Origin of the sequence: Jiangella alkaliphila (genome assembly GCF_900105925.1) — a bacterium.
GTDB classification, from domain to species: Bacteria; Actinomycetota; Actinomycetes; order Jiangellales; family Jiangellaceae; genus Jiangella; species Jiangella alkaliphila.
Genome location: NZ_LT629791.1, coordinates 1,740,893 through 1,760,669 on the forward strand (window position 1 = coordinate 1,740,893; position 19,777 = coordinate 1,760,669).

Below are 19,777 nucleotides of genomic sequence, written 5' to 3' on the forward strand. Positions count from 1 at the left end.
ACCCGGGCCTGGTGTATCGGCGCGATTCGATCGTCATTACTCGCGGCCGCACCAATGAGGACAATTCCGGGATTCTCGAATCCCGCTGCACGATGAGCATCAACAACCGTGACGGGCAATTCAGCCCGCGCAATCCGGTCGGCCCGCTGTACGGGAAGATCGCGCGCAATTCGCGGATCCGGGTGACGGTGACCACGCCTGACACGACCGAGCGGATCCGGTTCACCGGCGAGGTGGCGGCGTGGCCGCAGGAGTGGGACACCACCGGCACGGACGTGTGGGTGCCGATCGAGGCGTCCGGCGTGACGCGCCGGCTCGGCGCCGGCAACGAGGTGCAGCTGTCGTCGTTCCGCCAGTTCATGATCGACGCACAGTCGTCGCTCCCGGACAACTACTGGCCGCTCGATGCGGAGTCCGGGATCACCCGGTCGTTCAACGTCACCAGCGACGGCGTCATCGGGGTGAAGCCGTTCGCCCCGGCCGGCCTGGGCTACGTCCGCTTCGGTGAGGGTGACCTGGCCCCGCTGCCGAACGGTGCGGAGATCGGCGGGTCGCCGTCCGGGTACAGCGCCACCTGCACGGTCGGCATCGACAACACGCAGATCGCGATGGACTTCGTGTTCAAGTCCGAGAAGCTCGGCCGGCTGCGGATCTCCATCGGCAAGTCGACCGGCGCGTCGACGCGCTGGAGCATCCTGCTGCGCGGCAACACCAACGACAACGACGTCGGCCTGGCGCTCGGCATCGACGTCAACCCGTTCGCCCACTCCGGTGTGCTCCCCGAGCTGTCTGACGGCACGGTGCACCACGTGCGCATGGTGCTCTTCCAGGACGGCAGCGACGTCGACTACACCGTGTATGTGGACGGGGTGTCGCGGCTGTCCGGCACCCGCAGCAGCGAGGTGCTGCCCGACACGGGCGACGTGAAGGTCGACTACGACCAGGACGAGATGGACTACGGCGGCGCCCCGCTGGCGCTGGGCCACTTCTGCGTGTTCGTGTTCGCCACCGAGCCGGACATCGACGAGACGATGCTGGCGTTCCGGCAGTACGCCGGCGAGACCGCCGGGCGCCGGATGGAGCGGCTGTGCGGTGAGCACGGCCTGACGTTCAGCGCCGTCGGCGACCTCGACGCGACCGTCGTGATGGGTCCCCAGGGCGCGGGCGGCCTGACGGCGGCGCTCATCGACGCCGCGACCGCGGACGGCGGCCTGCTGTTCGAGCCGGCCGACGCGCTCGGCTACGCCTACCGCACCCGCGAGGACCTGTACAACCAGGCGGCCGCGCTCGAGCTGGACTACTCCGACGGCGTGCTGTCGGAGGTGCCGACCGCGATCGAGGACGACTCGTTCACCCTCAACGACGTGACCGCGTCGTCGCCTGGGGGCGGGTCGGCGCGGGCGGTGCTGGAGTCCGGGCCGATGTCCGTCCAGGACCCGCCTGACGGGGTCAGCCGCTACCAGGGGAGCATCAGCCGCAACGTCCTCAGCGACGGCACCCTCGCCGACCAGGCGGGGTGGGCGCTGCACCTGGGCACGATCGACGAGCCGCGGTTCCCGGCGATCGCGCTGAACCTGGCGCGGCCACTGATCGCCGGCGACGACGCGTTGACCGCGGCGATCGCCGAGCTCGGCTTCGGTGACCTGGTGTCGCTGGTGAACCTGCCGGTGTGGGTGCCCGGCGACGCGCTGCAGCTGGTGCTCGGGTACGCCGAGCTGCTGTCGAACTTCGAGTGGCAGGTGCGGGTCAACGGCCGCCCCGGGTCGGCGTTCACCGTCGCCGACACCGACGTCGACCGGTACGACGCGATCGCCAGCGCGCTCGCGTCCGGCGTGAACAGCACCGCCACCACGCTGTCGGTGGCCGACGACTGGGACGCCGGGGTCTCGCTGTGGAGCACCGACGACGCCGTGGTCCCGTTCGACATCGGCATCGGCGGTGAGCAGATGACGGTGTCGGACATCTCCGGTACCACCAGCCCGCAGACGTTCACCGTCACCCGGTCGGTCAACGGTGTGGTGAAGAGCCACGCGACCGGCGCCAAGGTTCAGCTCTGGAAGACCCCGAGGTACGCGCTATGACCAGGCTCGCAGGCGACCCGATCACCGCCCCGCCGGCGGTGAACATCCAGGTGTTCACCAGCTCCGGCACCTGGAACAAGCCGGCCGGGATCCGCTACGCGTGGGTGCGGGTGCAGGGCGCCGGCGGCGGCGGGGGCGGCGCCGCGACGACGGCGGCCGCGCAGTCCGCGGTCGCTGGTGGTGGAGGTGGCGGCGGGTACGGCGAGGACTTCATCCCGGCGTCGTTGCTGTCCGCCACTGAGAGCGTGACCGTGGGCACCGGCGGCGGCGGCGCCACCGCGGGGAACAACGCGGGCAGCGCCGGCGGCGACTCGTCGTTCGGTTCGTTCATCACCGCGACCGGTGGTGGTGGCGGAAGCGGCTCCGCCTCGGTCGGCTCTGGCGGCGGCGCCGGCGGCACCGGCGGGTCGACGACGGGCGCGCTGGTGTCGACGCAGGGGTCCGACGGCACGTCCGGGCGGGGCGCGGCCGGGATCATCCGCACTGGCGGTGCGGGCGGGTCGTCGTTCTTCACTGGCCGGGCGCGTGACGCGGCGAGCGGTGTGGGCTCCGCCGGCGCGAATGCCGGCAACTTCGGCGGTGGCGGCACGGGCGGCCTGAACGCCGCCTCTCAGGGCACCGCCCGCGCCGGCGGCGACGGGTCCGGCGGCGTCGTCATCGTCATCTCGGTCCTCTGAGAGGGGGTTGCGCGTGGCTGTTGTGAAGGCGCCGGGGATGCCCCGCATCGAGACCATCACCGCGACCGGCACCTGGTACAAGCCGAACGGTGTGCGCGCCGTGTGGGTGCGCGTGATCGGTGGCGGAGGCGGCGGCGGTGGTGCGGAGTCGACCATCGCGGGGCAGGCCGCGGTCGCCGGTGGCGGCGGTGCCGGCGGCTACTCCGAGGAGCTCATCACCGCGGCGTCGCTCCCGGACGCGGTGTCGGTCGTGGTCGGGGTCGGTGGCGCGGGCGGGGCTGCGGGGCAGAACGCCGGCGGGGACGGTGAGTCGTCCAGCTTCGGCGCGTTCTGCACCGCCAACGGCGGCGGCGGTGGCCTGTCCCCGGCGTCGGCCACCGCGACGATTGGTGCCGGCGGCGCCGGCGGCGGCGCGTCCGGCGGGCACGTGAACTGTCACGGCGGCGACGGCGCGAACGGCCGCTCCGCCGCCGACGTGATCAACCAGCCCGGCTACGGCGGCGACAGCCAGCTCGCCCCGCCCGTGTACGGCCCGGACTTCTTCGTCGCCACCTCCGAGGGTGCGCCCGGCATGTTCCCCGGCGGCGGCGGCGCCGGCGCGCAGAACGCCGGCGCGATCGCCGGTGCCGACGACAAGGCCGGCGGCGCCGGCGCGCCCGGCGTCGTCATCGTCATGAGCTGGATGTGAGGCGCTGATGTTCCAGGCGGGCAACGTCATCTACGCGCCGGGCGAGCCGACCTTCGAGGTATTCACCTCGAGCGGGACATGGACACGGCCGGACGGTGTGCGGTCGGTGTGGGTGCGGGTCGTCGGCGGCGGCGGAGGCGGCGGCGGTGCGGAGATCACCGGCGCCGGCGAGTCCGCCTGCGGTGGCGGCGGTGGCGGCGGCGGGTACGCCGAGTCGATCGTCCCGGCGGACAAGCTGACCGCGACCGTCACGGTCACCATCGGGGCGGGCGGCGCCGGCGGGGTGGGCGGGGTGTCGCCGGGCAGCGCCGGCGGCAACACCTCGTTCGGCTCGTTCGCCGTGGCCGGTGGCGGCCGCGGCGGGAACAACGGCCCGGACATCGCCTCACCGCCCATCCACATCTCGCCGGGCGGGCTCGGCGGTGAGGGCCTGACCGGTGACGTGCTGGTCGCCGGTGGTCCGGGTTATCCGGGTATCGGCGCCGACGGCACGATCTGGCAGGGCGGCCGCGGCGGCGCGTCGGTGTTCGGCGGCGAGCAGCGTGAGACCGCGTCCGGCATCACCGGCGCCGGCGGCGCCGGAACGCCGCGCGGTGGCGGCGGCACGGGCGCCTTCAACGCCCAGAACCAGGCAGCGGCCCAGGACGGCGGTGCCGGCGCGGCCGGCCTCGTCGTCGTGGTCGCGTTCTTGTGAGAGGAGCACAGCATGACCATCGTCCCTGACTTCGGCGACGACGAGGACCCGTTCACGGAGGAGGACGGCCGCGGCGACGACGTCGACCAGGCCCTCCCCGACGTCGACGACCCCGGCGAGGCGTCGTGACCACCACCTACATGCCGCGGTCGGCGTGGACGCCGACCGCCCGCGGCGGCGCCCAGCTGACCGGATCGAAGCTGGTCGGCCTGGCCTGCCACTGGCCCGGCTCCACCACCAACGCCTACGGCGTCGAGACGGCCGCCGCGGTGGCCGGGCGTCTGCGCGGCTGGCGCCAGTTCCACGTCGAGGATCGCGGCTGGGCGGACATCGGCTACAACTTCGCGATCGACCAGGCCGGCCGCGTGTGGGACCTGCGCGGCTCGTCCCGCGTCGGCGCCCACTGCGCGAGCGCCGGGAACCCCGACGCGAACCACGAGTACATCGGCGTGCTGTTCGTGCTCGGCGACCAGGAGCAGCCCACCGCGGCGATGACCCAGGCGTTCTGGGACTTCCGCCGCGACGTGTTCCAGGCCAAGTGGCCGGGCCGCAACGACGTGCGCGGCCACCGCGAGGTGCCTGGCGCGCAGACCTCCTGCCCCGGCAACGCGGTGATCGCGCTGACCAACGGCCGGCCGACCCCGCCGGGGAAGCCCACCCCACCCACGACACCACCGACCGCAGACGCCATGGAGGACGAAGTGGCCACAGGCACGATCCAGAAGTACGGCTCCAGCCAGTACGTGCACATCGTCAACGGCGACGTCCAGATCATCTCGGCCGGCACCTACGGCGTGCTCGCCCGCGGCCTGGTCCCGCACCAGGACCCGGCCGTCTCCAACGACGCCATCCGCACCCTGATCGCGTTGCAGGAGCTTCGCGAGGCCCGGCGCAACGGGCTGGTCGCCCACGCGGTCAACGCGTTCCAGGCGGGCGACGACGAGTACTCCCTGTACACCATGGCCAAGAAGACGGCCATCGAGACCGGGGCGATCCTGCCCGACGAGGGCTGACCGTGGCCGACCTCCCCGACTGGCTGGCCGGCATCACGATCGAGCAGATCGTCGGCCTGATGATCGCGCTGTCCGTCGCGAGCTTCGCCGGGCGCAAGCTGTGGCGCGGTACGCGGCGGCTCGGCGCGCTCGTCGACGACCTGCTCGGCACGCCGGCCCGGCCAGGGGTGGAGGCCCGGCCCGGGCTGATGGAGCGCGTCGCCGGTGTCGAGGCGACCACGTCGGCGACCGCCGCGCAGCTCGAGACCACCGCCGGGAAGGTCGACACCGTGCACCACCAGGTGCTCCCCAACGGCGGCACATCGCTGCGAGACGAGGTGACCAGGACCAGTGCCGGCCTGGCAGACGCCGTCGAGCGGCTCGACGCGCTCGACGCGCGGCTGAAGGCCGTGGAGGAACGCACCGGAGAGGAGGAACCATGAGCAGCATCGCCCCGTACGCCAAGGCGGTCGCCGGCGGCGTCGTCGGCGGCCTGACGGCGCTGGGTACTGCGCTCACCGACGGCGCCGTGACGCCGGCCGAGTGGGTGGCCGTTGCGCTCGGCTTCATGGGCGGGCTCGGCATCGTGTACGTAGCGCCGTCGAACCGGCAGTCGTTGTAGCAGGGGAACGCCGTCCACCTCCAGCTGGAGGTGGACGGCGTTCTACTGTGCCGTCCGCCGGTACGACGCCCCCGCCACCCTTGCCACCGCGCCCCACGTTGATCGTCAGGCCACGGACGGTGACCAGCTCGGTGTATTCCACCTGTGACGGAGCCCCCGCCACCACTGCTGGGGGCGGGGGTTCCGCTCGGCGCTGGCCGGGTCGTGGCGGGCTTGAGGTCCCGCTCTCCGGCCATCCATCCGTGCTCCGGCCGACCATGCTTCCCCGGCGGCCGGCGGTGAGGTTGACGCCGAGTTCTAGGTCCGGCCGTTCGGTGGCCGGCGCTGGTTGTACTCGTCGAGGTCGGCGGCGACGTCGGCGCCCCACGTGGCGATCTCCTCACCGAGCAGGGCGATGTAGTCGACGGCCTGCTGGCCGGCGTCGGCGACGCCGCGGTGCCAGCTGCCGGGGAGCCGGTCGACGAACTTGTCGAGGTGGTCTTCGGCGGCGGCGGTGAGGCGGTGGGCGCGCTCGGGCACGCGCCAGTCGGTTACCTTGGGCACGGGTCCCTCCAGGTCTCGTCTGGATGTGGATCAAGAACCCCGTTCGGCGTTGGCGCGCCGGGCGGGGTTCGCTGGTCAGTAGGCCTCGAACGGGTGGATGGTGGACCCGACGACGCGCATGTCGTACTGGTCGAGGACGAACGTGGTGTGGTGCTTGTCCCGGGCGTGGTCCCGGGCGGCGTCCTCAGCGGTCCCGTAGGTGGCGAACGCGCGGCCGGTCCACCGGCAGGCGGGGCAGCGGGCCCGATAGCGGGGCGCCGGGGCCGGCGGCGCCGCGGGCTGGTCGGTCGGCATGGTGGCCCCGAGGATACGCCGCTCAACCGAAGTTGGGTTACCCGATGTCGGCATAGTCCGCTTCTCCTTGTGGTGGATCACGGGCGGCCCGCGTATGTGCGGTTGATCGCGACGCTGCGCGAGGTCCGCCTGGAGCGGGGGCTGTCGCAGCGCATGGTGGGTGAGCGGCTCGGCGTGGTGCAGACGGTCGTGTCGAAGATCGAGACCGGTGAGCGCCGCGTCGACGTCGTCGAGCTGGTGGATCTGTGCCGGGCGCTCGACGTGGAGCTGCTCGAGGTGCTGGACCGGGCCGGCGTCCGCTACCGCCGGCCGGGGCCGCTAGTCCTCGAAGATCGATTCGTCGTCGTCGGTGTAGTTCCGCAGCTCGTCCCAGCCGGTGGTGATCATGCCGCCGACGAACAGCACGGCGATGATCACCAGGATGGTGATGCCGATCTGCCTGCGGGTCACGGCTTCGGCCCGTCGAGCTGCCGGCGCTTGCGGTCGGCGGTGAGGATGGCGTCGGTGACGGCCAGCTTGATCAGGAGGTACTGGATCGCCAGGCCGACCACGATCGCGACGAGCACGCTGCCATCGTCCATGGGGTCTCTCCTCTGTTCGCTGTTGCAGGTCGCGGCGCATCATCCCTCCACCCCCGGACTGTTGCTCGCCGCGGCGGTGTCGTCGTCGTGAGGTCGGTACCAGGACAAGGTCAGACGGATCTCACGGCGGCCGCGCGCCTTGACCGTGACGCCGGTGACCGAGGCGCCGCGGCTGTGCTCGCTCTCCCGCTCCTTCACGTGGTCGTCCTCGCCGAGCTCGGCGACCCAGGCGTCGAACGCCGCCCGGCCGCTGACGTCGAAGGTGAGGTGCACGTACAGCCAGGGGTCCTTGTAGCGGTAGACGCGCACGTCGTCGGGCATGGGCAGCAGCGGCCGGTCGGCGAGGTAGGTGAGGACGGTCTGCAGGTCGCCGAGCGAGACGCCGGCGGTGGACTGCGCGATGGTGGTCATGCTCGTACCTCCTGTGCGGTGCGGACGCGGTACCGGCCGCGGCCGGTACGTCGGTGGGTGGGCTGGTGGGTGGTGCCGCGGGTGGCCCAACTGGTGTCGCGGAGCTGGGTGATGGCCCAGTACATGGCGGGGCGGATGAGCAGCGCCTGGTAGGGGACGAGCAGCGGGGTGAGCAGCAGCCAGGCGGCGATGCGGGTCCGCAGCGGCAGGCCGGGCCGGTCGAGGGCGTAGTGGGCGGCCTGGACGTAGACGAGGATCGCCCAGTAGGCGAAGGCCTCCCAGTAGATGCGGCCGCCGGCGACGGGCACGGCGATGAGCACGACGGCCAGCACGGGCGGGTAGAGGGTGAGCAGGGTGAGGTTCCAGCAGCGCAGCGCGAGCGCCCACCCGGTGAGGTGCCGCAGCTCCCACGGCAGGTACCGGAAGTAGCCCTTGAACCAGCGCACCCGCTGCTTGAAGGTGCCGCGGGTGGTGGTGGGCATCTGGAACTCGACGACGGCTTCGTCGACGGCGACGACCTGGCCGCGCTGCAGCGCGTAGTGGGTGAGCCGGCGGTCGTCGCCGTAGGTGCCGTCGGTGACGTACTCGGCGGCGTGGTCGAAGATGACCGCGGCCCGGTAGATCGCGAGTGGGCCGGAGGTGGGGGCGACGGCGCCGACGAGGGAGCGGGCGCGGCGGGCGATGAGGTTGCCGAGGTTGAGCTCGAGGTCGACCAGCCGGGTGAGCAGGTTGTCGGTGCGGTTGCGCACGATGCAGGCGCCGGTGGCGGCGTGGATGCGGGGGTCGGACATGGCGCGCAGCAGCTGCTCGATGCCGTCGGGGGCGACGACGGAGTCGCTGTCGACGGTGACGATGTAGTCGGCGTGCTTGCGGCCGGTGAGGCCGGCGATCTGGGCGTGCCGCTTGCCGGCGTTGTGCTGCCGCAGCCACGTGACGCGCGGGTCGTGGATCGTCGGTTCGACGGGGGTGTCGGAGCCGTCGTCGACGACGATGATCTCGTGCACGGGCACGGTCTGCAGTAGCAGCGACCGCACGCACGCCTCGAGCAGGGCGGGGTCCTCGTTGTAGGCGGGGACGATGACGACGACCCGGCCGGCCGCGACGGGCAGGTGGGTGAACCGGCGCCGCCGCGCGCTGGCGGCGAGCATCCAGATGAGCATGCCGGCGACGGTGAGGTAGAAGACGGTGGCGAAGTTCAAGCGCGGGGCTGCGAACCAGGCCTGCTGGTGGAAGGCGAGGACCGTGGCGGCCGCCAGGATGGCGACCGCCCAGCCCCCGGCCTTACGCCCGGCCACGGCTCCTTCTCGTGAGCCGCGTCGCGGTGATGCCGATGACGACCAGCGCGACGCCGATCGCCAGCACCCACGACAGTCCGGTCGCGCCGCCGGCGACGGCGACTCCGGCGCCCGTGGTGGGCAGTGCCCCCTCGTACATGGATCTTCCTTTCTTCTGGTTCGCCCGCCCCCGGGTGGGGCGGGACGCTGTGGTGGTGTGCGTCTACAGGACGTTGACGGCGGCGGTGAGCCGCTCGGGTGCGACGTAGGTGTAGACCTGGGTGGTGTTGAGCGAGGCGTGGCCGAGCAGTTCCTGGACCTCGCGGATGTCGCGGCCGCGGGCGAGCAGCTCGGTGGCGAACCGGTGCCGCATGGAGTGCCCGCGGCGCCCGCCGAGGGCCTGCTTGGCGATGTGGCCGATGGAGGACGGGTTGAGGTGCCGGCCGCGGCGGCCGGGGAACAGCCACCTGCGGATCGCGTCGGGGTCGCTGGTGCCGTAGCGCCAGCCGGTGCCGGCGTGGCCGGCCTGCCGGCGCGCCCATTCGGCGACCAGCGCGTCGGCCAGTCGCGGGTGCACCGGGACGTCGCGGTACTTGCCGCCCTTGCCGTGGATCCGGATGAACACCGGCCACATCACCGTCTTGCCGGTGGCGTCGTCGACGACCGGGCGGCCGGCGTCGTCGGTGACGGGCTTCCAGTTCAGCCAGGTCCACTCCGAGCGGGCGATCTCGCCGCGGCGCATGCCGCCGTAGCCGGCCATCAGCAGGATCAGCTCGACCCGGTCGGTGGCGTCGTCCAGGCCGTCGGCGAGCACCGCCTCGCTGACCGGGTCGGGCAGCCGGCGCGGGACGCTGATGCGTTCCAGCGCGGCGGTGGGGTCGCTCTTGCAGCGGCCCTTCGCGTACGCCCAGCGGTAGAAGCCGCGCAGTGCGGACTGGTGGCTCGACGTGGTCGAGGCGGTCCACTCGTACAGGGCGAGCCAGGCGACGACGTCGTCCTCGCTGATCCGCCACGGGTGGGTGCTGATGTGGTCCGCGGCGAACCGGCGTAGTTGGGAGCGCCGCACGAGGATCGTGTTAGTGCTGCGCTTGGCCGCCCTGAGCACCAGCGTGTAGTCGTCGATGGCTGACCGCCATGCGGCGGCCTTGGTCCGCGCGAACACATCGCCCCCCCGGGGATGCCCTGCATCGTTGCTAGGGACAACCATCGGGTCGATGTTACGTAAAGTCACGGTTTCGTGACTTTCCGTGACGAACCTGAAATCGGTTCGATACCGGGCAGGGCCGGAATGTCGCGGTAGAACGCGCGCCGCTGGACCGGCGTCAGCGTGGTGCGCAGGCGGGCCAGCTCACGGGTGCCGGGCGGCCGGCCGGAGTGCGCCGCGGCCGCGTCGAGGGCGATCACCGTGGCCGCTGAAGCGACTAACGACTCGGTATCGGTGTCGCGGGACGTCCCGGGCTATTCGCATTTATGCAGCTAATCGGTCGTTATCGCGTGAGCGCGCCTACTGTGCCAGGGAATCGCCCGGCGTCGCAGCCGGTTACGGGAACTGTGATGTCGGGCACGCGCGGACCGCGCAGGGTGATGATGCTGAGCGTCCACACCTCCCCGCTCGACCAGCCCGGCGGCGGCAACGCCGGCGGCATGAACGTGTACGTCGTCGAGCTCGCGCGCCGGCTGGCCGGGCTCGGCGTCGAGGTCGAAGTGTTCACCCGCGCGACGTCGTCCGGCCAGCCGCCGGTGGTCGAGACCGCGCCGGGCGTCCTGGTGCGCCACGTCGCCGCCGGCCCGTACGAGCTGCTGCCGGTCGCCGAGGTGCCGGCGCAGCTGTGCGCGTTCACGTCCGGCGTGCTGCGCGCCGAGGCGAGGCGTCCGCCCGGCTGGTACGACCTCGTCCACTCGCACTACTGGCTCTCCGGCCACGTCGGCTGGCTGGCCACCAGCCGCTGGGGCGTCCCGCTGGTGCACTCGATGCACACGATGTCCAAGGTGAAGAACCTCGCGCTGGCCGACGGCGAGAGCCCCGAGCCGCGCGAGCGCGAGCTGGGCGAAGAGCAGGTCGTCGCGGCCGCCGACCTGCTGGTGGCCAGCACTGACGACGAGGCCGCCCAGCTGGCCGGCCTGTACGGCGCCGACCCCGCCAGGGTCGCGACGGTCCCGCCGGGCGTCGACCTCGACGTGTTCGCGCCCGGCCCGGCCGCCGCCGCCCGGGCCCGGCTGGGGCTGCCGCGCGACGCCGTCGTGCTGCTGTTCGCCGGGCGCATCCAGCCGCTCAAGGCGCCGGACGTGCTGGTGCGGGCGGCGTCGCTGCTGCTGGCCCGCGACCCGGCGCTACGCGAGCGGCTGGTCGTGGCCGTGGTCGGCGGGCCGTCCGGGTCGGGTCTGGCCGAGCCGCACGCCCTCACGCGCCTCGCGCATACGCTGGACGTGTCGGACGTCGTCCGGTTCGAGCCGCCGGTCGGGCAGCTCGCCCTGGCCGACTGGTACCGCGCTGCCGACCTCACCGCCGTCCCGTCCTACAGCGAGTCCTTCGGGCTGGTGGCGCTGGAGTCGCAGGCCTGCGGGACGCCGGTCGTGGCGGCCGCGGTGGGCGGGCTGCGCACCGCCGTCGCCCACGACGTGTCCGGCCTGCTGGTCGACGGCCACGACCCGGCCGACTGGGCCGACGCCGTCGCGGGGCTGATCGGCGACCCGGACCGGCTGCGACGGCTCGGCACCGGCGCGGTGACGCATGCGGCGGAGTTCGGCTGGGACGCCACGGCGACTCGTATGCTCGACGTCTACGCGCGAGCCATGGAACGGCGGCAGGTGATGACGGCATGACGACCGACGAGGGTCCGGCCGCGGTCGTCCGCGCCTACCTCGGCGAGTCCGGGCAGCCGTGGGACGAGCCCGCGCCCGGCGAGTTCGCCGTCGAGCTGCCCGGCGAGCGCAAGCTGAAGACGTCGTGCAGCCTCGCCGTCCGCGACCACAGCCTGGTCGTCAACGCGTTCGTCGCCCGCAAACCCGACGAGAACCACGAGGCCGTCTACCGCTGGCTGCTCGAGCGCAACGCCCGGCTGTCCGGCATCGCGTTCGCCGTCGACCATGCCGGCGACGTCTACCTGGTCGGCCGGCTGCCGCTGCACGCCGTCACCGCCGACGAGATCGACCGCCTGCTCGGCATCGTGCTCGCCACCGCCGACTCCTCGTTCAACACCATCCTGGAGCTCGGCTTCGCCTCGTCCATCCGGCGCGAGTGGGAGTGGCGGCTCGCCCGCGGCGAGTCCACCCGCAACCTGGCCGCCTTCGAACACCTGCGCCCGGCCCCGTAGGCTGTGCGCCATGACGTATCGCCTGGTCCTGCTCCGTCACGGCGAGAGCGAGTGGAACGCGAAGAACCTGTTCACCGGGTGGGTCGACGTCGACCTCACCGCGAACGGCGAGTCCGAGGCGCGGCGCGGCGGCGAGTTGCTGAAGGCGCGCGGCGTGCTGCCCGACGTCCTGCACACCAGCGTGCTGCGCCGGGCCATCCGCACCGCCAACATCACCCTCGACGTCGCCGACCGGCACTGGGTCCCCGTGCGCCGGCACTGGCGGCTCAACGAGCGCCACTACGGCGCGCTGCAGGGCAAGGACAAGAAGCAGACGCTGGCCGAGTTCGGCGAAGAGCAGTTCATGCTCTGGCGCCGCTCGTACGACACCCCGCCGCCGCCCATCGACCCGGGCGACGAGTTCGCCCAGACCGGCGACCCCCGCTACGCCGACCTGCCGCCCGAGCTGCTGCCGGCCACCGAGTGCCTGAAGGACGTGCTCGGCCGGTTCCTGCCGTACTGGTACGACGCCATCGTGCCCGACCTGCGCCTCGGCCAGACCGTCGCCGTCGTCGCACACGGCAACTCGCTGCGGGCGCTGGTCAAGCACCTCGACGGCATCTCCGACGACGCCATCGCCGGGCTGAACATCCCCACCGGCGTGCCGCTGTACTACGAGCTGGACGAGTCGCTGCGCCCGGTCACCGCGGGCGGCGAGTACCTCGACCCCGACGCCGCCGCGGCGGCCATCGAGGCGGTCAAGAACCAGGGTCGCTGACCAGCCGCTCACCCACCTCCTCGAGGGCGTCACCAGGCAGGTCCTGGTGGCGCCCTTCGCCGTCAGACGTAGGACGAGTTGCCGTTCGCTGCGCTGATTGCTGGCCCACCCCTGGACACGCGTGCGCGACGACTGGTAGAACGCTGGCTAGACATCGGATGTTTTCCGCCGATGTGACTGGGAGCGCACCAGGCTCGACAGCAGGAGGTCTCGACGATGAGGACCACGACGGCCGGCCGGGTCGCGATCGCGTTGGCGGCGGCGGGCCTGGTGCTCGCCGCGTGCAGTGACGACGGCGGCTCGACCAGCACGGACGGATCGGGCGACGACGGCGGCGGGGGCGGCCCGATCGCCCTCGACCTGCCCCGCTCCGACTCCGACTTCTGGAACTCCTACGCCAGCTATGTCCCGCAGTTCGCCGACGAGCTGGGCATCGACCTGATGGAGCCGACGAACTCGCAGAACGACGTTGCCGCGCTGGTGGCGAACGTGCAGGCGGTGACCAGCCAGGGCGCCGAGGCGGTCGTCATGGCGCCACAGGACACCGGCGCCATCGCGTCGACCATCGAGCAGCTGAACAACGACGGCATCCCGGTCGTCACCGTCGACACTCGGCCCGACGAGGGCGACGTGTTCATGGTGGTCCGCGCCGACAACCGCGCCTACGGCGAGCAGGCCTGCCAGTTCCTCGGCGAGCAGCTCGGCGGCACCGGCAAGGTGGTCGAGTTCCAGGGCTCGCTGTCGTCGGTGAACGGCCGCGACCGGTCCGAGGCGTTCGCCGAGTGCATGGCCGCGAACTTCCCCGACATCGAGGTGTTCGAGGAGCCGACGGAGTGGGAGGGCGCGGCCGCCGCGGCGGCGCTGCAGACCCGGCTCACCCAGCACCCCGACATCAACGGCATCTACATGCAGGCCGGTGGCGTGTTCCTGGCGCCGACCCTGCAGGTGCTGCGCGACCAGGGCAAGCTGCTGCCGCCGGACGACCCGAACCACATCGTCATCGTGTCCAACGACGGCATCCCGCAGGAGTACGAGGCGATCCGCGAGGGCCACATCGACGCGACGGTGTCGCAACCGGCCGACCTCTACGCGCAGTACGCGCTGTTCTACGCGCAGGCCGCGCTCGAGGGCGAGACGTTCGAGCCCGGCCCGACCGACCATGACAGCACCATCGTCGAGGTCCGGCCCGGCGTCCTCGAGGACCAGCTACCGGCCCCGCTGGTGACCATCGACAACGTCGACGACCCCGAGCTCTGGGGCAACCAGATCAACCAATGACGACGGACACCCCTGCGGTCGCGGAGGCGCGCGGCCTGGTCAAGCGGTACGGAGCGACCACCGCTCTGGACGGCGCCGGCATCGTCGTGGCGCCCGGCGAGATCCACGGTCTCGTCGGGCGCAACGGCGCGGGCAAGTCGACGCTGGTCTCGATGCTCACCGGGCTGCAGGCGCCGGACGAGGGCGAGCTGCGGCTCGGCGGGCGGCCCGCGCCGGCGCTGTCCGACCGCGACGCCTGGCGCGAGGCGGTCGCCTGCGTCTACCAGAAGTCGACGATCATCCTCGACCTCAGCGTCGCGGAGAACCTGTTCCTCGACCGCCAGAGCGAGCGCGGCCGGCCGATCCGCTGGCCGGCGCTGCGCCGGCGCGCCGCCGAGGTGCTGGAGCGCTGGGACGTCGACGTCGACCCGGCGGTGCACGCGCGGGACCTGTCGGTCGAGACGCGGCAGCTGGTCGAGATCGCGCGGTCGCTGTCGTTCGGCGCCCGGTTCGTCATCCTCGACGAGCCGACGGCGCAGCTGGACGGCCCGGCGGTGGAGCGGCTGTTCGATCGCATCCGCGCGCTGCAAGCCCAGGGCGTGACGTTCCTGATGATCTCCCACCACCTGGAGGAGGTCTTCGACCTCTGCCACACGGTGACGGTGTACCGCGACGCGAAACACGTGCTGACCACGCCGGTCGCCGACATCACCCACCGCGGGCTGGTCGACGCGATGACGGGACAGGCGGCGGCCGGGTCGACGGCGCGCGAGGCCCGCCCGCCGCTGCCCGAGACCGCCGGCGACAGCCTCGTGGTGCGCGGTCTCACCGTCGACGGGCACTGCCGCGACGTCGACCTCACCGTCCGGGCCGGCGAGGTGATCGGCCTGACCGGCATCGGCGGCAGCGGCAAGACGCCGGTGGCCGAGGTGGTCGCCGGCCTGCGCACGCCGTCGGCCGGCACCGTCGAGGTCACCGGCCGGCGGCCGAAGCCGGGCAGCGTCCCGGCGGCGCTGCGGGCCGGCGTGGGCTACGTCCCGCAGGACCGCCACCGCGAGGGGCTGGTGCCGCTGCTGTCGGTGGCCGAGAACGCCAGCCTCACCATCGGCGACCGCCTCGGCCGGTTCGGCTGGATCGATGCCCGCCGGCGCCGCAAGTTCGCCGAGCGGATGATCGGCGACCTGGACATCAAGACCGACGGGCCGGAGCAGCCGGTCGCGGGGCTGTCGGGCGGCAACGCGCAGAAGGTCGTCATGGCCCGCGCGCTGGCCACCGACCCGCGGGTGCTGGTGCTGGTCAACCCGACCGCCGGCGTCGACGTCCGGGCGAAGGAGTCGCTGCTGGCCACCGTCGACGCGGCGGCGCGGGCCGGCACCGCCGTGCTGCTGGTCTCCGACGAGCTGGAGGACCTGCGGGTCTGCGACCGGGTCGTCGTGATGTTCCGCGGCCGCGTCAGCACCGAGCTGCCGCGCGGCTGGACCGACCACGAGATGGTCGCCGCAACGGAAGGGGTCGCACCGTGACCGAGACCACCGTCGCCACCGAGCGGCCCGGCGGCCCCGGCGGGCGGATGCCGCGCCGCCCGTCGCTGCGCTTCGCCCGGCTGCGCGACCTCGCGCTGCTGCCGGCCATCGTCGTGCTGCTCGTCATCGGGGCGCTCGTCGACCCCGTCTTCTTCACCAGCGGCAACCTCATCAACGTGCTGCAGCAGCAGACCGAGCTGTCGCTGCTGGTGCTGGCCGAGGTGCTCATCCTCATCACCGGCCGGCTGGACCTGTCGCTGGAGTCGACCGTCGGGCTGGCACCGGCCATCGCGATCGCGCTGGTCATCCCGGTGGCCAGCAACGGGCTGGGCACCGACCTGCCGGCCTGGACGGCGGTGCCGCTGTGCCTGCTGGCCGGCGTGCTGATCGGCTGCTTCAACGGCCTGCTGGTGGTCCGGTTCGGGCTGTCCGCGTTCATCGTCACGCTCGGCATGCTGATCGTGCTGCGCGGGCTGCAGATCGGCATCACCGAGGGGCAGAACCTGTTCGACATCCCCGAGTCGTTCACCTACCTCGGCTCGACCCGCTGGCTGGGTCTGCCCGCGTCGGTGTGGATCTGCGCGGTCGCGTTCGCCCTCGGCATGGTCGTCCTGGGCTCGTTCCGGGCCGGCCGTGCGCTGTACGCGGTCGGCGGCAACGAGGACGCCGCGCGGGCCGGCGGCATCCGCGTCGGCCGGGTCGTGTGGGGCGCCCTGATCGCGGCCAGCACCCTGGCGGCGCTGGCTGGCGTCCTGATGACCGGCCGGCTCGGCTCGGTCGCGGCGGCGCAGGGCGAGGGGATGATCTTCACCGTGTTCGCCGCGGCAGTCATCGGAGGGGTGGCGCTGTCCGGCGGCAAGGGGACGGTGTTCGGCGCGCTCTGCGGCGTGCTGGTGCTCGGCCTGGTGACGAACATACTCACCCTCGGCGGCGTGTCGGCGCAGTGGATCCAGGCCATCTACGGCGGCATCATCCTCGCCGCGCTGGTGCTGGCCCGGCTCACGACCGGCCGCGCCCAAGATTGACCAGCCATCGGACCAATTGTCACTCCATGTCTTGATTCGAACGACAACAGCCCGATACACTCCAGATACATCCGATGTATCTGTCCCTGGGGTGAGCCACATGCGCAGAGCCATCGTCACCACCGCCGCCACTCTCGCCGTCATCGCGTCCGCCGTCGCGGCGCCGGCCGGCGCCGAGGACGTCCCGGACTACGAGCCGACGCCGGAGTCGCTGAACCAGCACGACGCGCCGGAGTGGTTCGAGGACGCCAAGCTCGGCTTCTTCATCCACTGGGGGCCGTACTCGGTGCCGGCGTACGCGCCGCCGACCGGCGGCCACGCCTACGCCGAGTGGTACTGGCCCGAACTGGTCCGCGACGGCAGCCCGACGCAGGACCGTCACGCCGAGGTGTACGGGCAGGACGTGCCGTACGACCAGTTCATCGCGGACTGGCAGGCCGAGGAGTTCGACCCGCGGGCCTGGCTGGACCTGTTCGTCGATGGCGGCGCGAAGTACTTCGTGTTCGTCAGCAAGCACCACGACGGTGTCGCGCTGTGGGACACCGACACGACCGACCGCGACACCGTCGCGCTCGGGCCGGGCCAGGACTTCGCCGCCGAACTGTTCGAGGCGGCCGAGGACTACCCGCTGAAGACCGGCTTCTACTACTCGATGCCCGAGTGGTACCACCCGGTCGGCGGCTGGTACGCCAACGGCCCCACCAACCCGTACACCGGCGCTCCGGTGCCCTACACCGGCTACACGCCGGTCGACGACTACGTCATGGACCACCAGTACCCGCAGATGCTGGAGCTGGTCGACCGGTTCGACCCGGACATCATGTGGTGCGACATCGGCGGGCCGAACAACAGCAACGAGTTCATGGCCTACTACTTCAACCAGGCGAAGAACCGCGACGAGCCGAAAGAGGTCACCGTCAACAACCGGTGCGGCAACGGCGTGCACGACTTCACGACGCCGGAGTACGCCGTCGAGCCCGACATCAACCCGGACAAGTGGGAGGCCACGCGTGGCATCGGCCGGTCGTTCGGGTTCAACGCCGAGGAAGGCCCCGAGGACCACCTCAGCCCGGACGAGCTGATCGACAGCTTCGCCGACATCGTCAGCAAGAACGGCAACCTGCTGCTGAACATGGGGCCGCGGGCCGACGGCACGATCCCCGAGGTGCAGGCCGAGCGGGTCCGCGCGCTCGGCGACTGGCTGGAGATCAACGGCGAGGCGATCTACGGCACGACGTACTGGAATCACGCGGATGACGAGAACAGCAACGTCCCGGTCCGGTACACGATGAACGACGGCACGCTCTACGCCACCGCGCTGGAGTGGCCCGGCACGGACCTGACGCTCTCCGGCGACCTGCCGCTGGTGGACAACAGCACGATCACGCTGCTGGGCTCCGACGGCGACGCGCTGGCCTGGGAGCGCACCGGCGACGGCGTCACCGTCACCATGCCGGACGAGGGCGCCGCGGCGACGGCCAGCGAGCACGCGTACACGTTCAAGATCGAGACGCGGGGCGTGCCGACGCTGCTGCGCACCGATCTCACCGTCGCCGACGCCACCGAGCTCGGCGCGCCGGTCTCGGCCGGCGTGACGCTGACCAACCCGTCGGACGAGACCGCGGTGGGTGGGCGGGTGACGCTCGACGTGCCGGACGGGTGGACGGTGACGCCGCGGCAGGCGGTCGTCCCGCGGCTGGCCGCCGGCGAGTCGCGCACCGTCGAGCTGCAGGTGGCCCCGGCCGCCGACGCCGAGCCCGGCCGGTACGACATCGGCGCGCAGGTGCGCTCCGGCCGGCTGACGTACGAGCTGGACGGGTCGGTGCTCACCGGGTTCGAGGAGATCGCCCAGGGCAAGCCGGTGGCGCAGAAGAGCCTGTACCAGGGCACCGACGGGCAGCCGGAGCGGGCGGTCGACGGCAACACCGACGGCAGCTGGTGGAACAGCTCGGTCACGCACACCGCCGAGCCGGAGAGTGAGGCGTGGTGGCAGGTCGACCTCGGCGCGAGCCGGCAGCTCGGCGAGATCGCGCTGTGGAACCGGACCGACTGCTGCTCGGACCGGCTCAGCGACTACTACGTGTTCGTGTCCGAGCAGCCGTTCGCGCACGACTCCGTCGCCGAGACGCTGGCCCAGCCCGGCGTCCAAGCGTTCCACCAGGAGGCGGCGGCCGGCCGGCCCACCCGCCTTCCCGTCGACGTGACCGGCCGGTACGTCCGCGTCCAGCTCACTTCCGGCAGCAACCCGTTGTCGCTGGCGGAGGTCCAGGTGTTCGGCCGTCCGCCGAGCTGAGCCGCGTATAGTCCGACCAGGTTCGCAAGGGGGAACGACCGCATGGCTGTGACTGACGTCGCCATCGAGAAGATCAAGCAGATGATCGTCAGCGGGGAGCTGAGCCCCGGCGACCGGCTGCCGCGCGAGGCCGACCTCGCCGAGCGGCTGGGGCTGTCGCGCAGCTCCCTGCGCGAGGCGGTGCGGGCGTTGTCACTGATCCATGTGCTCGACGTGCGGCAGGGCGACGGGACCTACGTCACCAGCCTGTCGCCCAACCTGCTGCTCGACGCGATGGCGTTCGTCGTCGACTTCCACCGCGACGACACGGTCCTGCACTTCCTCGAGGTACGCCGCATCATCGAGCCGGCCGCCGCGGCCATGGCGGCCGTGCAGATGAGCGACGACGCCATCGCGAAGCTGGAACAGATCATGGCGCCGCTGGGCCCGGACACGGGGGTCGAGGAGCTGGTCACCAGCGACCTGGAGTTCCACCGGCTGATCGCCGAGGGCTCCGGCAACCCGGTGCTCTGCTCGCTCGTCGAGAGCCTGTCCGGGCCCACGCACCGGGCCCGGGTCTGGCGCGGCCTGACCCAGGAGGCGGCGGTGGCCCGGACGCTGGCCGAGCACCGGTCCATCGTCGACGCGATCAGGGCGCGCCAGCCCGACATCGCCCGGTCGTGGGCGACGGTGCACGTCGCCGGCGTGGAGCAGTGGCTGCGCGAGGCCCTCACCCCGGCCGAGGGCGACCCGGCCGAGCTCTAGCGCTAGG

At 72.2% G+C, this 19,777-nt stretch carries 24 protein-coding genes and 1 pseudogene; 16 read left to right on the forward strand and 9 right to left on the reverse strand.

Going from position 1 to position 19,777, the window contains the following annotated elements; genetic code table 11:
* Window positions 1-92 precede the first annotated feature (92 nt).
* From BLV05_RS08180 to BLV05_RS08210, 7 genes are all read left to right on the forward strand, one after another.
* Window positions 93-2,081, forward strand: coding sequence for a hypothetical protein (locus BLV05_RS08180; protein WP_152690950.1), 1,989 nt, complete (start codon window positions 93-95; stop codon window positions 2,079-2,081).
* Window positions 2,078-2,758 carry a glycine-rich domain-containing protein gene (locus BLV05_RS08185; protein WP_052762885.1) on the forward strand — a complete coding sequence of 227 codons (681 nt, stop codon included), beginning with the start codon at window positions 2,078-2,080 and terminating at the stop codon, window positions 2,756-2,758. The genes BLV05_RS08180 and BLV05_RS08185 overlap by 4 nt, the downstream gene beginning before the upstream one ends.
* Window positions 2,759-2,795: 37 nt before the next feature.
* The gene (locus tag BLV05_RS08190; RefSeq protein ID WP_052762884.1) at window positions 2,796-3,446 is read left to right on the forward strand and encodes a glycine-rich domain-containing protein; all 651 of its coding nucleotides are present in this window, start codon (window positions 2,796-2,798) and stop codon (window positions 3,444-3,446) included.
* Window positions 3,447-3,453: 7 nt separating this feature from the next.
* Window positions 3,454-4,140 (forward strand): glycine-rich domain-containing protein, encoded by a 687-nt coding sequence (locus tag BLV05_RS08195; protein WP_052762883.1) that lies wholly within the window; start codon window positions 3,454-3,456, stop codon window positions 4,138-4,140.
* 125 nt (window positions 4,141-4,265) lie between these two features.
* Window positions 4,266-5,153: a peptidoglycan recognition protein family protein gene (locus BLV05_RS08200; RefSeq protein WP_046771219.1), complete on the forward strand. Its 888-nt coding sequence runs from the start codon at window positions 4,266-4,268 to the stop codon at window positions 5,151-5,153.
* Between the two features lie 2 nt (window positions 5,154-5,155).
* Window positions 5,156-5,575 (forward strand): hypothetical protein, encoded by a 420-nt coding sequence (locus BLV05_RS08205; RefSeq protein WP_052762882.1) that lies wholly within the window; start codon window positions 5,156-5,158, stop codon window positions 5,573-5,575.
* Complete coding sequence (locus BLV05_RS08210; protein WP_046771218.1) at window positions 5,572-5,754, forward strand: hypothetical protein; 183 nt, start codon at window positions 5,572-5,574, stop codon at window positions 5,752-5,754. Before BLV05_RS08205 ends, BLV05_RS08210 begins: the two co-directional genes overlap by 4 nt.
* A 297-nt stretch (window positions 5,755-6,051) precedes the next feature.
* On the opposite strand, the gene BLV05_RS08215 is transcribed toward BLV05_RS08210, so the two are convergent.
* Both BLV05_RS08215 and BLV05_RS08220 read right to left on the reverse strand, forming a co-directional pair.
* Window positions 6,052-6,297, reverse strand: coding sequence for a hypothetical protein (locus BLV05_RS08215; protein ID WP_083421289.1), 246 nt, complete (start codon window positions 6,295-6,297; stop codon window positions 6,052-6,054).
* A gap of 75 nt (window positions 6,298-6,372) precedes the next feature.
* Window positions 6,373-6,591 carry a DUF7848 domain-containing protein gene (locus BLV05_RS08220; protein WP_046771216.1) on the reverse strand — a complete coding sequence of 73 codons (219 nt, stop codon included), beginning with the start codon at window positions 6,589-6,591 and terminating at the stop codon, window positions 6,373-6,375.
* Window positions 6,592-6,687: 96 nt separating this feature from the next.
* Between BLV05_RS08220 and BLV05_RS38535 the strand changes: the two are divergent.
* A pseudogene (locus tag BLV05_RS38535) lies at window positions 6,688-6,855 on the forward strand (helix-turn-helix domain-containing protein); the annotation flags it as partial.
* A 54-nt stretch (window positions 6,856-6,909) separates the two neighbouring features.
* Here the strand turns inward: BLV05_RS38535 and BLV05_RS38160 are convergent.
* The 7 genes from BLV05_RS38160 to BLV05_RS35640 all read right to left on the reverse strand — a co-directional run bounded on the left by BLV05_RS38160 (window position 6,910) and on the right by BLV05_RS35640 (window position 10,261).
* Complete coding sequence (locus BLV05_RS38160) at window positions 6,910-7,041, reverse strand: hypothetical protein (RefSeq protein WP_267884903.1); 132 nt, start codon at window positions 7,039-7,041, stop codon at window positions 6,910-6,912.
* Complete coding sequence (locus BLV05_RS38165; RefSeq protein ID WP_267884902.1) at window positions 7,038-7,172, reverse strand: hypothetical protein; 135 nt, start codon at window positions 7,170-7,172, stop codon at window positions 7,038-7,040. Before BLV05_RS38165 ends, BLV05_RS38160 begins: the two co-directional genes overlap by 4 nt.
* A gap of 39 nt (window positions 7,173-7,211) precedes the next feature.
* Window positions 7,212-7,583 (reverse strand): hypothetical protein, encoded by a 372-nt coding sequence (locus BLV05_RS08230; protein ID WP_046771215.1) that lies wholly within the window; start codon window positions 7,581-7,583, stop codon window positions 7,212-7,214.
* Window positions 7,580-8,878: a glycosyltransferase family 2 protein gene (locus BLV05_RS08235; RefSeq protein WP_046771214.1), complete on the reverse strand. Its 1,299-nt coding sequence runs from the start codon at window positions 8,876-8,878 to the stop codon at window positions 7,580-7,582. Before BLV05_RS08235 ends, BLV05_RS08230 begins: the two co-directional genes overlap by 4 nt.
* Entirely contained in the window at window positions 8,865-9,017 is a 153-nt protein-coding gene (locus BLV05_RS36485) for a hypothetical protein (RefSeq protein ID WP_169790510.1), read from the reverse strand. Before BLV05_RS36485 ends, BLV05_RS08235 begins: the two co-directional genes overlap by 14 nt.
* A 63-nt stretch (window positions 9,018-9,080) precedes the next feature.
* Complete coding sequence (locus BLV05_RS08240) at window positions 9,081-10,019, reverse strand: tyrosine-type recombinase/integrase (RefSeq protein WP_046771213.1); 939 nt, start codon at window positions 10,017-10,019, stop codon at window positions 9,081-9,083.
* Window positions 10,020-10,084: 65 nt separating this feature from the next.
* Entirely contained in the window at window positions 10,085-10,261 is a 177-nt protein-coding gene (locus BLV05_RS35640; protein WP_157524220.1) for a hypothetical protein, read from the reverse strand.
* 150 nt (window positions 10,262-10,411) lie between these two features.
* Here BLV05_RS35640 and mshA point away from each other — a divergent pair, with 150 nt between their 5' ends.
* The 8 genes from mshA to BLV05_RS08280 all read left to right on the forward strand — a co-directional run bounded on the left by mshA (window position 10,412) and on the right by BLV05_RS08280 (window position 19,770).
* Window positions 10,412-11,680, forward strand: a complete 1,269-nt coding sequence (gene mshA, locus BLV05_RS08245) for a D-inositol-3-phosphate glycosyltransferase (protein WP_052762881.1) — start codon at window positions 10,412-10,414, stop codon at window positions 11,678-11,680.
* On the forward strand, window positions 11,677-12,171 hold the full coding sequence (locus tag BLV05_RS08250; protein WP_046771211.1) for a type III secretion system chaperone family protein: 495 nt from the start codon (window positions 11,677-11,679) through the stop codon (window positions 12,169-12,171). The genes mshA and BLV05_RS08250 overlap by 4 nt, the downstream gene beginning before the upstream one ends.
* Before the next feature lie 10 nt (window positions 12,172-12,181).
* Window positions 12,182-12,928: a phosphoglyceromutase gene (locus BLV05_RS08255; protein WP_046771210.1), complete on the forward strand. Its 747-nt coding sequence runs from the start codon at window positions 12,182-12,184 to the stop codon at window positions 12,926-12,928.
* 216 nt (window positions 12,929-13,144) lie between these two features.
* A complete protein-coding gene (locus BLV05_RS08260; protein WP_046771209.1) occupies window positions 13,145-14,206 on the forward strand; it encodes a sugar ABC transporter substrate-binding protein in 1,062 nt (353 codons plus the stop codon).
* Window positions 14,203-15,708 carry a sugar ABC transporter ATP-binding protein gene (locus BLV05_RS08265; protein WP_046771208.1) on the forward strand — a complete coding sequence of 502 codons (1,506 nt, stop codon included), beginning with the start codon at window positions 14,203-14,205 and terminating at the stop codon, window positions 15,706-15,708. The genes BLV05_RS08260 and BLV05_RS08265 overlap by 4 nt, the downstream gene beginning before the upstream one ends.
* Window positions 15,705-16,733 carry an ABC transporter permease gene (locus BLV05_RS08270; RefSeq protein ID WP_197683583.1) on the forward strand — a complete coding sequence of 343 codons (1,029 nt, stop codon included), beginning with the start codon at window positions 15,705-15,707 and terminating at the stop codon, window positions 16,731-16,733. The genes BLV05_RS08265 and BLV05_RS08270 overlap by 4 nt, the downstream gene beginning before the upstream one ends.
* Window positions 16,734-16,833: 100 nt before the next feature.
* A complete protein-coding gene (locus BLV05_RS08275; protein ID WP_052762880.1) occupies window positions 16,834-19,026 on the forward strand; it encodes an alpha-L-fucosidase in 2,193 nt (730 codons plus the stop codon).
* Window positions 19,027-19,068: 42 nt separating this feature from the next.
* Complete coding sequence (locus BLV05_RS08280; RefSeq protein WP_046771207.1) at window positions 19,069-19,770, forward strand: FadR/GntR family transcriptional regulator; 702 nt, start codon at window positions 19,069-19,071, stop codon at window positions 19,768-19,770.
* The last annotated feature ends 7 nt before the right edge of the window (window positions 19,771-19,777 follow it).